Annotated in this window: 11 protein-coding genes and 1 rRNA gene; 5 read left to right on the top strand and 7 right to left on the bottom strand. The window is 70.2% G+C overall.

From position 1 onward, the window contains the following. Positions 1–123 (bottom strand): 16S ribosomal RNA (locus tag JOL79_RS27675); the annotation flags it as partial. Between the two features lie 701 nt (positions 124–824). On the opposite strand from JOL79_RS27675, the gene JOL79_RS27670 reads away from it, so the two are divergent. Both JOL79_RS27670 and mgrA read left to right on the top strand, forming a co-directional pair. Beyond that, positions 825–2870: a S9 family peptidase gene (locus JOL79_RS27670; protein WP_210158839.1), complete on the top strand. Its 2046-nt coding sequence runs from the start codon at positions 825–827 to the stop codon at positions 2868–2870. Continuing rightward, a complete protein-coding gene (mgrA, locus tag JOL79_RS27665) occupies positions 2867–3892 on the top strand; it encodes an L-glyceraldehyde 3-phosphate reductase (protein WP_210158829.1) in 1026 nt (341 codons plus the stop codon). Before JOL79_RS27670 ends, mgrA begins: the two co-directional genes overlap by 4 nt. A 34-nt stretch (positions 3893–3926) precedes the next feature. On the opposite strand, the gene JOL79_RS35645 is transcribed toward mgrA, so the two are convergent. From JOL79_RS35645 to JOL79_RS27640, 5 genes are all read right to left on the bottom strand, one after another. Continuing rightward, positions 3927–5510: a sensor histidine kinase gene (locus JOL79_RS35645; protein WP_210158828.1), complete on the bottom strand. Its 1584-nt coding sequence runs from the start codon at positions 5508–5510 to the stop codon at positions 3927–3929. Then, the gene (locus tag JOL79_RS27655; protein ID WP_210158827.1) at positions 5507–6229 is read right to left on the bottom strand and encodes a response regulator transcription factor; all 723 of its coding nucleotides are present in this window, start codon (positions 6227–6229) and stop codon (positions 5507–5509) included. The genes JOL79_RS35645 and JOL79_RS27655 overlap by 4 nt, the downstream gene beginning before the upstream one ends. 135 nt (positions 6230–6364) lie before the next feature. Then, the gene (locus JOL79_RS27650; RefSeq protein ID WP_210158826.1) at positions 6365–7189 is read right to left on the bottom strand and encodes an ABC transporter permease subunit; all 825 of its coding nucleotides are present in this window, start codon (positions 7187–7189) and stop codon (positions 6365–6367) included. Continuing rightward, positions 7186–8106, bottom strand: coding sequence for an ABC transporter ATP-binding protein (locus JOL79_RS27645; RefSeq protein ID WP_210158825.1), 921 nt, complete (start codon positions 8104–8106; stop codon positions 7186–7188). Before JOL79_RS27645 ends, JOL79_RS27650 begins: the two co-directional genes overlap by 4 nt. A gap of 149 nt (positions 8107–8255) precedes the next feature. Next, on the bottom strand, positions 8256–10661 hold the full coding sequence (locus JOL79_RS27640) for a flippase-like domain-containing protein (protein WP_307848766.1): 2406 nt from the start codon (positions 10659–10661) through the stop codon (positions 8256–8258). A gap of 48 nt (positions 10662–10709) precedes the next feature. Between JOL79_RS27640 and JOL79_RS27635 the strand changes: the two genes are divergently transcribed. The 3 genes from JOL79_RS27635 (at position 10710) to JOL79_RS27625 (ending at position 13992) form a co-directional block, all read left to right on the top strand. Beyond that, a complete protein-coding gene (locus JOL79_RS27635; RefSeq protein WP_210158823.1) occupies positions 10710–11147 on the top strand; it encodes an RpiB/LacA/LacB family sugar-phosphate isomerase in 438 nt (145 codons plus the stop codon). A 90-nt stretch (positions 11148–11237) separates the two neighbouring features. After that, the gene (locus JOL79_RS27630; protein WP_210158822.1) at positions 11238–13262 is read left to right on the top strand and encodes a molybdopterin-containing oxidoreductase family protein; all 2025 of its coding nucleotides are present in this window, start codon (positions 11238–11240) and stop codon (positions 13260–13262) included. A 280-nt stretch (positions 13263–13542) separates the two neighbouring features. After that, positions 13543–13992 (top strand): hypothetical protein, encoded by a 450-nt coding sequence (locus JOL79_RS27625; protein ID WP_210158821.1) that lies wholly within the window; start codon positions 13543–13545, stop codon positions 13990–13992. Positions 13993–14077: 85 nt separating this feature from the next. Here JOL79_RS27625 and JOL79_RS27620 read toward each other — a convergent pair whose 3' ends face one another. After that, the gene (locus tag JOL79_RS27620; RefSeq protein ID WP_210158820.1) at positions 14078–14455 is read right to left on the bottom strand and encodes a VOC family protein; all 378 of its coding nucleotides are present in this window, start codon (positions 14453–14455) and stop codon (positions 14078–14080) included. Between the last annotated feature and the right edge of the window lie 252 nt (positions 14456–14707).

Genomic DNA, 14707 nt, shown 5'->3' with positions numbered 1-14707 from the left:
GGTCACTCACGTGTTACTCACCCGTTCGCCGCTCGAGTACCCCGAAGGGCCTTTCCGCTCGACTTGCATGTGTTAAGCACGCCGCCAGCGTTCGTCCTGAGCCAGGATCAAACTCTCCAAACAATGCTGAAAAATTCAACCCCAGCAGCACCCCAAACACATTTGGGATGCCACAAAGGAATCCGTCATAAATGACGGGGTTCATGCATAAATGCACTGGCTTTTAACACGCTGTTGAGTTCTCAAGAAACGGACGCGATCACCATCACCCGAAACCCGCAAACCGCGGGACCCGAACTCCGGGGCGTTCATTTCGTTGTGTCTTAATTCTGGCTAATTCCCTGATTTCTGTCAAATCCGCTCTTTCGAGCCGATTTTCCAGAAATCCGACTTTCACCGGAATTTCGACCGCCCCGTCTCCGGGGCAACCCCTCGACCTTACCCGAACTCTCGCACCGGTACAAACCGGCGGAAGAGCACGACCAAGAACAAGAGATCATCGGCGACGAACACGCAGGCACCACATAACCACCGAGATGATCGAGAGGAGCCGCGCCGAACCGCGCCGACAACGAAAGATTACCAGCACTCGAACACCACGAGACCCAACTTGCTCAAGGCCCTCGTCTCCTGCCGGCGTATCCACTGGTCGCCGCAGAACGCCGCCCATCGGGCCGTGTCGCAAAGGATTCCTTCACGGGCACGGTCGGCTCGCGGTCCGGCATCTGTCCCGCCATCCGCATTGCCCTGAGCGGTTGTCCACAGGGTGAGGCGGCGAGCCGTACGGACACCGTCGCGAACATAGACTTTGGCGGGTGAGCGAGATGCCGCCTGTGGCGAAGAGGGTTCCGGTCGAGCGCACGCATCACGGCGACACCGTGATCGACGAGTACGCGTGGCTGCTCAAGAAGGACGACCCTGACACCATCGCGTACCTGGAGGCGGAGAACGCCTACACCCAGGAGCGGACGGGGCACCTGAAGGATCTGGAGGAGGCCGTCTTCCAGGAGATCAAGGGCCGCACCCTGGAGACGGACCTGTCCGTGCCCACGCGCAAGGGCGCCTGGTGGTACTACTCACGCACCGAGGAGGGCAAGCAGTACGGCATCCAGTGCCGCGTGCCCGCCGACGGCGACGACCCGCCGGTGCTGACACCGGGTGAATCCCTTCCCGGCGAGCAGGTCCTCCTGGACGGCAACGAGCTGGCGGGCGACAGCCCCTTCTTCTCCATCGGGACCAGCGCGGTGAGCCCCGACGGCACGAAGCTCGCGTACTCCACCGACTATCGGGGCGACGAACGCTTCACCCTTCGTTTCAAGAGCCTGGAGACCGGCGAGTCCCTCCCGGACGAGATCCCCGACGTCTTCTACGGAGGCGCCTGGTCGGCGGACGGCTCCACGTTCTTCTACACGAAGGTCGACGACGCCTGGCGGCCCCACCAGGTCTACCGCCACACCCTCGGCTCCGACGAGGACGTGCTCGTCTATCAGGAGGACGACGAGCGGTTCTGGATCGGCATCGGACTCACCCGCAGCGAGCGCTACCTGGTCCTCAGCGCCGGCAGCAAGATCACCAGTGAGGTCCGGATCCTGGACGCGAACGAGCCGGCCGGGCGGTTCGAGGTGGTGCGACCGAGGCGGACCGGCGTCGAGTATTCGCTCGACCACGCGGGCGACCGGTTCCTCGTGCTCCACAACGACGGTGCGGTGAACTTCGAGCTCGCCACCGCGCCGGTCGACCACCCCGCCGACTGGAGCCCGTTCATCGACCACCGGGACGACACCCGGCTGCTCGACGTCGACGCGTTCAAGGACCACACCGTCGTCCACTTCCGCCGCGACGGCCTGACCGGCATCCGCATCCTGCCCGGCGACGGGCGCGAGCCATACGAGATCTCCTTCCCTGAGCCTCTGTACGACGCCGCCCCGACCGGGAATCCCGAGTTCGAGACGGGACGGCTCCGGCTCGCCTACACGTCGATGGTCACTCCGCCGTCCGTGTACGACTACGACCTCGCGACGGACGAGCTGATCCTCCTCAAGCAGCGGCCGGTGCTCGGCGGCTACGACCCGGGTGACTACGAGCAGTTCCGCGAGTGGGCGACGGCCGAGGACGGCACCAGGGTCCCGGTGTCGATCGTCATCAAGAAGGGCACCGACCGTCCCGCGCCGACCCTGCTCTACGGGTACGGAAGTTACGAGACCTCCATCGATCCGTACTTCTCGGTGGCGAGGCTCTCGCTGCTCGACCGCGGGTTCGTCTTCGCCGTCGCGCACGTGCGGGGAGGCGGCGAGATGGGCCGCCGGTGGTACGAGGACGGCAAGCTGACCCACAAGAAGAACACCTTCAGCGACTTCGTCGCGTGCGCCCGGCACCTGAAGAAGGGCGGCTGGTCGAGCGAGATCGTGGCCCGTGGCGGCTCGGCCGGGGGTCTGCTCATGGGCGCGGTCGCCAACCTCGCTCCCGAGGACTTCGCCGGCGTGGTGGCCGAGGTCCCGTTCGTGGACGCGCTCAACACCATCCTCGATCCGACGCTGCCGCTCACCGTGATCGAGTGGGACGAGTGGGGTGACCCGCTGCACAACCCCGAGGTGTACGAGTACATGAAGTCCTACTCGCCGTACGAGAACGTGGACGGCAGGGCGTACCCCCCGATACTCGCGATCACCAGCCTGAACGACACCCGCGTCCTCTATCACGAGCCCGCGAAATGGATCGCGCGGCTGCGTGCGACGGCGGCCGGCGGGCCGTTCCTGTTGAAGACCGAGATGGGCGCCGGCCACGGCGGCCGCAGTGGCCGCTACGACGCCTGGCGCGAGGAGGCGTTCGCGCTCTCCTGGATCCTTGACCGAGTGGGAGTGACGCAGTGAGCTACGTGGCAGCCGAGGGCCGATACCGGTCCATGCCGTACAACAGGACCGGACGGAGCGGGCTCAGGCTGCCCGCCGTGTCGCTCGGCCTGTGGCACAACTTCGGCGACGACAAGCCGATCGAGACCCAGCGGGCGATTCTGCGCCGCGCCTTCGACCGTGGCGTCACGCACTTCGACCTGGCCAACAACTACGGCCCGCCCTACGGTTCCGCGGAGATCAACTTCGGGCACATCTACCAGCAGGATTTCGCCCGGTACCGGGATGAGCTGATCATCTCGACCAAGGCGGGATATGACATGTGGCCCGGCCCCTATGGCGAATGGGGTTCCCGCAAGTACCTGCTGGCCAGCCTCGACCAGTCGCTGAAGCGGATGGGCCTCGACTACGTCGACATCTTCTACAGCCACCGCTTCGATCCGGAGACCCCGCTTGAGGAGACGATGGGCGCGCTGGCCCACGCCGTCCGCTCCGGCAAGGCTCTCTACGCCGGGATCTCGTCGTACTCTCCGGAGCGCACGCGGGAGGCCGCGCACATCCTCAGGGACATGGGCGTTCCGCTGCTGATCCATCAGCCGTCCTACTCCATGCTCAACAGGTGGATCGAGGACGGGCTCCTCGACGTGCTGGCGGAGGAGGGCGTCGGGTGCATCGCGTTCTCTCCCCTGGCCCAGGGCATGCTCACCGATCGTTATCTCGGCGGCGTCCCGAAGGATTCCCGGGCGGCGCAGGGCAAGTCACTCGACCCCACGCTGTTGACCGATGACGCGCTCGGGCACATCCGCAGGCTGAACGAGATCGCCCGGGGGCGGGGCCAGACCCTCGCGCAGATGGCTCTGGCCTGGGCTCTGCGAGACAGCCGGGTGACATCGGTGCTGATCGGCGCCAGCAGCGTCGGGCAGTTGGACGACAGCCTCGACGCGGTCAACCGTCTCGACTTCACGGCGGACGAGCTCGACATCATCGAGAAGGACGCCGTGGAATCCGGCATCAATCTCTGGGCGGCCTCCAGCGCCCACTGATCGGTGTATCCGGCCGGCTCCTCGATCAGACCGGTCAGGACTCGTCCCGTGGCGAGTCGTCCGGGGGCCGCCGGCCGGGGATGACGACCCGGAAGGCCGCGCCCTGTCCCGGCTCCGTCGACAGCTCGACCCGCCCACCGTGAGCGGCGACAATCGACTGGACGATCGCGAGCCCGAGGCCCGCGCCCGCGCCGCCGGTTCGGGTGCGTGAGTCGTCCGTCCGGTAGAAGCGGTCGAAGACCTTCGCCGCCTCCTCCGGGGGGAGGCCCGGCCCGTTGTCGGCGACCACCAGCACCCCGTCGTCCCCCACCCGGCCGACGCCGAGGCGTACGGGAGTGCCCGGCGGGGTGTGGGTGACCGCGTTTCCCACCAGGTTGGACACGACCTGCCGCAGGCGGGCCTCGTCGCCGACCACCTGGGCCTCGCCGGGAAGGCCGCCGTCCGGGCCGGTCAGGGCGACCGGGCGGGCGGCGTCGAGCGCACGCAGGTCGTGGAGGGCGTCGGCGGCGAGCGTCCGCAGATCCATCGGGGCGAGGTCCATCGGCAGGGCGTCGTCGCCCTCGTCGAGACGGGCCAGCAGGAGCAGGTCCTCCACGAGCCTGCCCAGCCGGTCGGCCTCGCTCTCGATGCGCCGCAGTGTCCGGGTGGCGTCGGTCAGGCCGCCCATCCGGTGCAGCTCGGCGAATCCCTTGATCCCGAAGAGCGGTGTGCGCAGTTCGTGGCTCACGTCCGCGACGAAACGCCGCATCCGCGCCTCGGACCGCTCCCGTTCGGCGAAGGCCGACTCAAGCTGGGCGAACATGCCGTTCAGTCCACCCGCCAGGCGACCGATCTCGGTGGTGGCGGAGGCCGGCGCGGGCACCCGGCGGGACAGGTCTCCGGCCGCCACCGCGGCCGCCGTCTCCTGGATCTCGCGCAGCGGCCGCAGCCCCCGGCCCATCGCGAACCTTCCCACCATGGCGAGGCAGATCATCAGGAGGGTGGCGGTGACGGCGCACACGATGGTGAGGCGACCCACCGTCGACCGCACGCCGGCCAGGGAGACCGCGACCACGACGCTCCCGTCTCCGGCCGCGATCCCGGCCGGCGGCCTGATCATCTGGTCGAGTGGCAGAGCCACCGCTCGCCAGTCACCCCTCCCCTCCGACGGCGGCACATCGAACGGCTGCCCGCCGAGCCGCGCTACGGCCGCCGTGTCGAGGCGCGGAATCCGGGGGATCGTCGCCACCTTCGGCTGTCCGGCGCCGGCGTCGTCTCGCAACGTGCCGTCCGCGGCCAGGTAGGCCACGTACGCCTGGTCGATCATGTCCAGGCCGGGCAGCGTCACCGGCTGCCGCCGTGCGGGGTCGCGGAGCGCGAACAGGTCAGGGGACACCCGTGACATGAGTGCCGCGATCGGGGCGAGCTGCTGGTCCACCCGGTGGATCAGGTGCGAACGGAGCGTGGTGACCGCGACAGCGCCGCTCACGGAGAGGCCGGCGAACAGCAGGGCCATCGCGATCAGCAGCAGGCGCCCTCGCAACGACAGGCCTCCCGGCCGGGTGCCCGGCCAGAACCGGGCCGCGTAGGACAGTCGACTGCCCTGGGCGCTCCGCGGGAACGTCCCTTTGGGGATCACCGGCGGGTTTCGCGGAGCACGTAGCCCACGCCGTGCCGGGTGTGGATCAACTTGGGCTCGGTCGTGTCGACCTTGCGCCGCAGATAGCTGACGTAGGTGTCCACGATGCTGGAGTCTCCGGCGAAGTCGTAGTGCCAGACGTGGTCGAGGATCTGGGCCTTCGAGACGACCCTGCCGGCGTTCAGGACCAGGTAGTGGAGCAGGCGGAACTCCGTGGGCGACAGCCGTACCGGATGTCCCGCCCTGATCACCTGCTGCGCGTCCGGGTCGAGCTCGAGGTCGGCCACCCGCAGGGTCCGGTCGTCGGGGGCCAGCCCCGCGCGGCGCAGCACGGCCTCGATCCTGGCGAGCAGTTCCTCCAGGTCGAACGGCTTGGTCACGTAGTCGTCGCCGCCCAGCCGTAGCCCGTTGATCTTGTCGGCCGTGGCGTCGCGGGCCGTCAGGAACAGCACCGGCATCTGCCCCGGCCAGCCCCCGGTCAGCGGACGGGGCAGTTCCCGCAGACGGCGGATCACCTCGAATCCATCCATGTCGGGCAGCATGACGTCGAGCAGCACCAGGTCGGGGGGCTCGGCACAGGCGGCGTCGAGGGCCTCGGCTCCCGTCGCCGCCGAACCGACCGTGTAACCCGCGAAGCGCAGCGTGGCCGAGAGCAGTTCCCGCACAGTGGGCTCGTCGTCCACCACCAGCAGGCGCTGCCTGTCCGCGGCCCCTCCCACGGCGTTCCTCCTCACCACGAACTCACGAAATCACGGACTCACGGACTCACGGACCCACGGACCACCGCGAGGGCCACATCACGCCGTTCGAGGATAGGGACCGGCCGAATAAGGTCCGCGTACGCGCGCGGCCCGTCAGACGTCCCGTTTCCTGAAGAGCGCCATCGCCCCCACGAGGAACGCCAGCACCGCGACGGTGAGCAGGGCGCCCCCGCCGAGCGCGGAGGGTCCGCCGGCGGGAGGGTGGACCGAGAACAGGCGAACGCCGGCCGCTGTCGGCCACCACGTCACCATCCAGAGCGCCAGGCCTTTGGGAAACAGCGAGGCCATTCCCGGCAGGAGGATGAGCAGCGCCGCCGCCCAGACCGCCCCGGCCGACCTGCGCAGCAGGAAGCCGAGCCCCACGCCGAACACGCCGAGCAGCCCGAAGAACACGCCGGCACCCGCGATCGCTCCTGGGACGCCGGGGTCGCCGATCCTGGCGACGGGTGCGCCGTTCGCGGCGAGGGCGGCCTGGGCGACGAGGAACGACGTCAGGGCGATGAGCGGCCCGGCGAGGCAGAGGACGGCGCCCGCGACGACGGCCTTCGCCGCGACGAGGGATCGCCTGCGCGCGACGGCGGTCACGCTCACGCGGATCGTGCCCGAGGCGTATTCGGAGGTCACGGCCAGCACGCCGACGGCGTTCGCGAGCACCCCGGCGAGCAACAGGCTGCGGAATCCGGGGTCGGTCGGGTCGAACGCCGCCTGATCGGCGGCCGTGGCGGCGGTGTACTGGCGGGCGGAGGCCGTACCGAACAGGAAGGCGTACACGGCGGCCACGACGAACGCGCCCGCCAGCAGCCACACGGTCGCCCGGATGCTGCGGAACTTCGTCCACTCGGAGAGCAGGACGCGATACGGGAGCACGGCGCTCCTTCGCGACTCGGCGGTGGGCGCGACGGGGTCTCGCGTGATCATGACGGACCTCCGGCGGCCGTGAACTCCACGCTGTCGCGGGTGATGTCCAGGTAGGCCTCTTCCAGGGACTGCTGCGGGGTGAGCTCGTGCACCGCGATCCCGCAGGTCAGGGCGGCACGGCCGATCTCCGCACCGGAGAGCCCGATCACCGTGAGGGCGTCTCCCTCCTCTGGCCGCACGGTCGCTCCGGCGGCGCGAAGACGGTCCGTGAGCCGCGCCGCGTCCTCTCCGGGCCGCACCCGCACGAGAACGGCCTGCACCGAACGGGACCGCAGGAACGCGTCGAGCCCGGTGTCGACGATCAGCCGCCCCCGGCCGATGACGATCAGGTGATCGGCGGTGAGCGCCATCTCGCTCATCAGGTGACTGGAGACGAGTACGGTACGGCCCTCGGCCGCCAGGCCGCGCATGAACTCCCTGATCCAGCGGATCCCCTCGGGATCGAGCCCGTTGACCGGCTCGTCGAGCAGCACGACCGGCGGATCGCCCAGCAGGGCCGCGGCGATGCCGAGCCGCTGCCGCATGCCCAGCGAGAAGCCACCGGGACGGCGCCGGGCGACCTCGGCGAGGCCGACGAGTTCGAGCACCTCGCGGATCCGCCGCCGCCCGATGCCGTTGCTCTGGGCCAGCCAGAGCAGATGGTCGGCGGCTCTGCGCCTCGGGTGGACGGCGTGCGGATCGAGCAGCGCGCCCACCTCGTGCAGCGGCGCGGGGAGGCCGGCGTACGGCCGTCCGCCGACGGTGGCGCTTCCGCTCGTCGGCCGGTCCAGGCCGAGGATCATCCGCATGGTGCTCGTCTTGCCCGAGCCGTTCGGGCCGAGGAAACCGGTGACGACGCCGGGCCGCACGTCGACGGTGAGCCCGTCCACCGCGGTGACCTCGCCGTACCGCTTGGTCAACTGCCGTAGCTCAATCATGCGAGGAAGGCTGGCGCACGGGCCTTCACGACGGATGAGAGGTTCTGCGGGCGTTCTGTGAGCCGGGCCCGTTCCGTTCCCGCCCCACCTGCGCGGCGGCCGTGCCCGCCCGTCCGGGCGCGGGCGGATTCACAGAGAACGCACAGAAGTCAGATGGCGTCGTGGCGCTGCAGGTAAGCGAAGGAGGCCCAGCCCGGCAGGACCGGAAGCCAGAAGGTCATCAGCCGGAAGAGCAGCACGGCGGAGGTCGCCACCGGATTGGCCAGGCCCGCGACCGTCAGCCCCAGCGACAGCGCCGTCTCGACCGCGCCCAGGCCTCCGGGGGTGGGGGCGGCGGAGCCGATCGCGTTGCCCGCGAGGAAGACCACGGCGACCGCGGTGAAACTGATGTCGCCGCCGAACGCGCGGACGCAGCAGCTGAGGCAGATCACGAAGGAGATGGTCAGCAGCAGCGTCCCGCCGACGGCCTCGGCGACCTTGCGCGGCGACTGCACGACGTCGAGCAGCCGGGGGATCACGCCGGAGAACAGCGCCCGGACCCGGGTGGTCAGCACCCGGCGCAGCGGCCGTACGGCGAGGATGATCAGGAACACCACGGCGACGGCCAGCAGCGCGACGAGCAGGCCCCGCGACGGCGTGAGCGACGGAGCCGCCTGGGTGCCGGTGAGATAGCCGAAGAGCAGGAGCAGCATGATGTGGGAGGTCAGCCCGACCACCTGGGAAGCCCCGACGCTGGTCACCGCCGCACCCGGGGGCACCCCGCGTTTCTGCAGGTAGCGCGTGTTGAGCGCGACTCCGCCGATGGCCGCGGGGGCGACCAGCTTCACGAACGACCCGGCGAACTGCGCGAGCATGGTGCGGCCGAGTGGCAGCGGCTCCGGGACGAACCCTCTCAGCAGGATCGCGGCGGCCAGATAGCTGAGAACGGCCGCGAGCAGCGCGGCGCCGCCCCAGGCCCAGTTTGCGGTGGTCACGACCGAGACCACGTTCACCTGACTGAGCTGGGGAAGCAGGATGTAGAGGGCGATGGCGCCGGCGATGATCGTCACCAGCGTGCGCGGCCGGAAACGTTCGAGCCTGACCTCCTCGACGGTGGCCTGCGGTTCGAGCGCGACGATCTGCTCGCGGATGGCGGGCAGGAGGTTTCTGTCCCTCCGCGCCGCCGCCCTGATCTCGCGGCTCAGCGCGATGCGCTGGAGCAGCGGAAGCGCGCCGGCCAGGGTGTCCGCGCCAAGGACCGGGGCCGCCGACCGCACGGCGCGCTCGGGGCCGACCCGCATGCCCAGATAGGCGAGCAGCTGGGCGATGTCCAGGCGCAGCAGCAGGTCACCTGCCGCGATCTCGCCGCTGCGGGCGTCCAGCAGGATCACCCGCCCGGCGTCGTCGACGTGGATGCTCTCGCCGGTCAGATGCCGGTGGGCGAGGCGGTGCGCGTGCAGCAGCCGGACCTGCTCCCAGATCTGTGTCAGCAGCCGGTCGTCGACGTCCTCGTCGCGCAGGCCCGCGATCGGACGGGTCTCCACGTGCTCGTACGCGAGCAGGGCCGCCTCGGTGCCGACCTCGCTGGTGCCGAGCAGCCGGGGCAGCCGTGCCCCCGCCGCCTGGGCGGCGTACGCCATCAGGGCCTCGCGCTCCAGCTCCGCCCGCAGGGAGCGGATGGCCTTCCGCCTGGTCTCGGTGTTGAGCCGGAAGCGGCGCCAGAGGCGGTAGAGCATGCCCGCCACCTGCCGGTCACGGTCGAGCACCGTGACGGCGAGCCTGCGGTCGTCGGCCAGGCCCACCAGGTAGCGGCGGCTGCCGGAGCTGTCGTCCTCCAGCCGCCGGGCGCTCACAGGCACGAAGCCGAGCCGCCGCAGGGCGGCCACCACCGCGCTGCCGGGCGGCCGGGTGTTCGCGCTGCCGATGCCGTACAGGGTGCCGAAGCCCACGGCGAGGCCCACGAGGTAGGTGAGGATCACGCCGAGCGCGGTGACCTTGGTGGCGGTGAAGAGCGCGAAAACGTCGAGCGCGAGCGCCGTCCACATGAGCGCGCGCCACCGTGTCCGCCGCGACATCCGTACGGCCGTGGCGTACGCGATGGCCGGGGTGAGCACGGTGTTGAGCGGCTCGACCTCCCGATTGCCGGTGAGGAGCTGCTTGAGGTCGGTCAGCCCGGACAGGATGATCCACTCGTCGATGGCGTACGAGATCAGCAGGGCGAGGATCGCGGCGATCAGGCCCTGGGTGACCCGCATGCCGTCGCGGTGGAACACCCGCTCGATCGCGAACGCGACCGGGACGATGAGCACGGAGACGCCGCCGAGCAGGCCGGCGGCTGCCGAGAGCACGTCGGGGGCCCGGCCGGTGCCCGCCTGGACGTCGATCTCAAGGCCGTTGAGCGTACGGCGCAGGGCCAGGGCGAGCAGCACGAAGGCCGCCAGCGACACGAGCGTGATGAGGAACCTCAGGGCGTCTGAGGGCCGGCGGATCCGCTGCGGCAGCAGAGGCTCGACGACGAGGACCTCTCCTGTGCCAGGCGTGTCCAGCGTTAGGTCCTGCTCCTTGATGCCTCTCACCACCAGCGATTCTGTGCGATCTTCGCACTCGGTGTCCACAATTGACGCATGCGTATTTCCGTGGCCGCAGACAGCCTCGACGGCATCGCTCCCACTCTGGTGGCCGAGGTGGAACGGCGCGGCCATACTCTGACACTCTATGGAGCGCTGGCTCCAGATGGCCGGGCCGATTGGGCGTGGTGCTGTGCCGCCGCCGCCGAAGACGTGGCGACCGGACAGGCCGACCAGGCGATCGTGTGCTGCTGGACGGGGACGGGCGCGTCCATCGCGGCCAACAAGGTGCCCGGAGTGCGGGCCGCCCTGTGCGTCGACGCGGCGACGGCCGCCGGGGCGCGCACCTGGAACGACGCGAACGTGCTGGCCCTCAGCCTGCGCCTCACGTCCGAGCCGCTCATGATCGAGATCCTGGACGCGTGGTTCGCCAGCCGGCCGAGCACCGATCCGCGGGACGCCGCCAACATCGCCCGTCTGGACGAGATCTCCTGAGGCGCGCCGCCGTCGTCCACAGGTGAACGGTTGTCCCCAGGATGCCGGGCGGCTTCTCGGCGTCCGGACGCCCAGGTTACGGTCGTATGCATGAGCGAGTCCCTCACCGTTCTCGGCGCCTGCCCCCTCGACTGCCCCGACACCTGCTCCTGGGCCGTCACCGTCAAGGACGGTGAGGCCGTCGCGATGCGCGGCAACCGCGATCACCCCTACACCCGTGGCTCCCTCTGCGTGAAGGTGAACCGCTATCTGGAGCACACGCGGGCGACCGACCGTATTGTGCACCCCCTGCGTCGCACGGGTCCCAAGGGGTCGGGCCGATTCGAGCGGATCACCTGGGACGAGGCGCTGACGGAGATCTCCACCCGGCTCTCCACGATCATCGAGGAGCACGGCGGCGAGGCCATCTGGCCCTACCAGGGGACCGGCACGCTGGGCTACATCCAGGGCGAGTCGGGGGAGGCCGGGCGGCGGTTCTGGAACGTCCTCGGCGCCTCCAGGCACGACCTCAACATCTGCTCGCGCGCGGGCAACGTCGGCCTGCGATACGTGAACGGCACCCCCGGCGGCATGGACCCCGAGACGTTCGCGCTGTCGAAGCTGATTCTCCTGTGGGGCACGAACACGCTCACCAGCGGCCACCACCTGTGGAAGTTCATCCAGGACGCGCGGGCGGCGGGCGCGTACGTCGTCGCCATCGATCCGGTCAGGACCCGAACGGCCGACCAGGCCGACGAGCACCTGCCGATCCGGCCGGGCACGGACGCGGCGCTCGCGCTCGGCCTTCTGCACGTGGTGCTCGACGAGGGCGCCGAGGACCGCGACTACATCGAACGGCACACGCACGGCTGGGACGAGTTCGAAGCCGAGATCAGGAGGTATCCGGTCGAGCGGGTCGCGGAGATCACCGGGCTGCCGGTGGACCGGATCAGGGCCCTCGGCCTGCGGCTCGCGCACACCCGGCCCACCGGCATCCGCGCCACGATGGGCATCCAGCGCCACGAGGGCGGAGGCGCGGCCATGCGGGTCATCGCCTGCATCCCCGGGGTGACGGGCGACTGGCGTCATCCCGGCGGCGGGGTCGCCTACTCGACCAGCGCCCACGTGCCGCTCCGCGCCGACACCCGGGAGGACCTGCTTCCCCACCCGGTCAGGACGCTCACCATGACCCGCCTTGCCGACGACCTCGACGCGTCGGTGAAGTGCCTGTGGGTCTACGCCGCCAACCCGCTCGGCTCGACGTCCGACCAGAACCGGATCAGGGCCGCGATGGCGCGGGACGACCTGTTCACGGTCGTCATGGAGCAGTTCCCGACCGACACCGTCGACTACGCCGACATCGTGCTGCCGGCGACGATGCAGATCGAGCACCTGGACGTGCACGCGGGCTACGGGCACATGTACCTGATGTGGAACGAGCCCGCGGTCGCGCCGCCCGGGGAGTGTCTGTCGACGACCGAGACGTTCCGGCGCCTCGCCCGGCACATGGGCCTGACCGAGCCCTCGCTGTACGACAGCGACCTGGAGCTCGCCGAGCAACTCCTCGGGCCCGCGGGCGTCTCCCTGGAGGAGATCCGCAAGCAGGGCTGGGTGCGGCTCCCGGTCGCCGACCCGTTCGTGCCCTTCACCGACGGCTTCCCGACCCCGAGCAGGCGCCTGGAGTTCGTCTCGGAGCGGGCCGAGGCCGACGGGCTCCCCAGGGTGGCGGGCTACGTGCCGTCGTACACGGCCCGGACGGCCCCGGCCGACCGGCCCCACCCGCTCACTCTGGTCACACCGGCCGCGCACACGTTCCTGAACACGACCTTCGGCAACAACCCGGAGCTGCTGCGGAGGTCGAAGGGGCCCCGGGTGCTGGTGAACGAGGCCGACGCCGCCCCCCGGGGACTGCGGGACGGAGAGCCGGCCAGGGTGTTCAACGCGAACGGCGAGTTCACCGCGTACGTCGAGGTCAGCGATCGGGTGGCGCCCGGAGTGGTCGCCGCGCCGAAGGGGCACTGGCCCAAGCTGTCGCCGGGGGGCGCCAACCCGAACGCCGTGGTGGACGAGCGTGACGCCGACATGGGCAAGGGCGCCGTCTATCACGACAACTACGTGGACGTCGCCCCTCTCTGACGGCACCGCTCTCTGACGGCACCGCTCTCTGACGGCACCGCTCTCTGACGGCACCGCTCTCTGACGGCACCGCTCTCTGACGGCACCGCTCTCTGACGGCACCGCTCTCTGACGGCACCGCTCTCTGACGGCCCTTCTGACGGCGGGTGCTCTGGTGGCGCCCCTCTGACGGCGCCCCTCCGACTGGGGGCGCTCCGGCGGCGCCTATCCAGGGGGCCTCAGGGGTCGGTCAGGGACGTTCCGGATACCGTGCGCGGGCGGGCCGAGAGAGTCTGATGGCATGAACGAACTGACCCGAATGGACGAGATGTCCCTGGCCGGGGCGGCCCTGCGCGGCGCGCCCTGGCGGGCCGCGGCGATCACCGGCGGAGCGGTCGCGGCCATGAGCCTCATCCTGGGCGTGATCCTGCCCGGATCCCCCGACCTCACCTGGGCCCTCTGCTCGGGGATCAGCCTCTTCACCTGGGTGGCCGCCATCGGCTCGATCTCCCGGCCGCAGGACGGCGACCGGGCGACCCGGCAGGCGCGGCTGTGGGCCCTGCGCCACCCCTGGCGGTTCTCCCTCTACCCGGGGCTGGGCGCGACCGCGCTCATGTACCCGATCCAGCTCGTCTTCGACCACGAGGGCGTCTTCGGAGCGGCGTGGGACGCCGTCTGGGGCGGGGTGTGGGTGCTGCTGGTGACCGGCGTCATCACGCTGGCGATGCGGGGCCGCGCCAAGGCGTCGTGACCCGGCGGGCCCACGGTCGCATGGCCCGGCCGGGCACACCGGCAAGTCCCGGGCAGACCCGGGCAGACCGGGCACACCGAGCGGCTCAGTCGCCGGCGCGCTCGGCCTCGCTCCGGCACACGCAGAACTCGTTGCCCTCGGGGTCGAGGAGGGTGACCCAGCCGAGGCCGTCGGCGGTGCGATGGTCCTCGTACGACTTGGCCCCGAACCCCAGCAACCGTTCCACCTCCTGGTCACGTGTGCGGCCCCCGGACGGGCGCAGGTCGAGGTGGAGCCGGTTCTTGACGGTCTTCCCGTCGGGGACCTTGATGAAGAGCAGGTGCGGCGGGCCGCCGGGCCGGTCGAGCATCACTTCCTCGTCATCCGGTTCCGAGTCGACGAGGGGCCAGCCGAGAACCTCGCTCCACCACTGCGCGAGTTCATAGGGCCGGGCGGAGTCGAAAGTGATCGTGTAGGCAATCATCGCCACAGCCAAACCGACACCGGCAAAACCCGTCAACAGGTTATTTCGGCGTACCAGGCAGGCCGGGCCGCCGCCGTCCCGCCGGCGGGCGACGGGCGACGGGAAAGGCGGCGAGGCGGGGCCAGGACCGGCGTCCGGGCACCTGCGGCCCTCCACCCCGGCGGCCGACATAAATCATGCGTGCGGGTGGTTACTGACCGGTAGCAATGGTTTATAGTTACTCATCAGTACGTTACCGGGCCTTGTTCTAGG

Source organism: Microbispora oryzae (genome assembly GCF_017896165.1).
Taxonomy (GTDB): domain Bacteria; phylum Actinomycetota; class Actinomycetes; order Streptosporangiales; family Streptosporangiaceae; genus Microbispora; species Microbispora oryzae.
Note: the sequence above shows the minus strand (reverse complement) of the source record. Positions and strands in the feature narration are given on the sequence as shown.

What these genes read in the sequence shown, in the direction of transcription:
- JOL79_RS27670 (WP_210158839.1), top strand. Translation starts at nt 825, where the DNA reads ATGCCGCCTGTGGCGAAGAGGGTTCCGGTCGAGCGCACGCATCACGGC.
- JOL79_RS27650 (WP_210158826.1), bottom strand. Translation starts at nt 7,189, where the DNA reads ATGATCACGCGAGACCCCGTCGCGCCCACCGCCGAGTCGCGAAGGAGC.
- JOL79_RS27635 (WP_210158823.1), top strand. Translation starts at nt 10,710, where the DNA reads ATGCGTATTTCCGTGGCCGCAGACAGCCTCGACGGCATCGCTCCCACT.
- JOL79_RS27620 (WP_210158820.1), bottom strand. Translation starts at nt 14,455, where the DNA reads ATGATTGCCTACACGATCACTTTCGACTCCGCCCGGCCCTATGAACTC.
- JOL79_RS27630 (WP_210158822.1), top strand. Translation starts at nt 11,238, where the DNA reads ATGAGCGAGTCCCTCACCGTTCTCGGCGCCTGCCCCCTCGACTGCCCC.
- JOL79_RS27645 (WP_210158825.1), bottom strand. Translation starts at nt 8,106, where the DNA reads ATGATTGAGCTACGGCAGTTGACCAAGCGGTACGGCGAGGTCACCGCG.
- JOL79_RS27625 (WP_210158821.1), top strand. Translation starts at nt 13,543, where the DNA reads ATGAACGAACTGACCCGAATGGACGAGATGTCCCTGGCCGGGGCGGCC.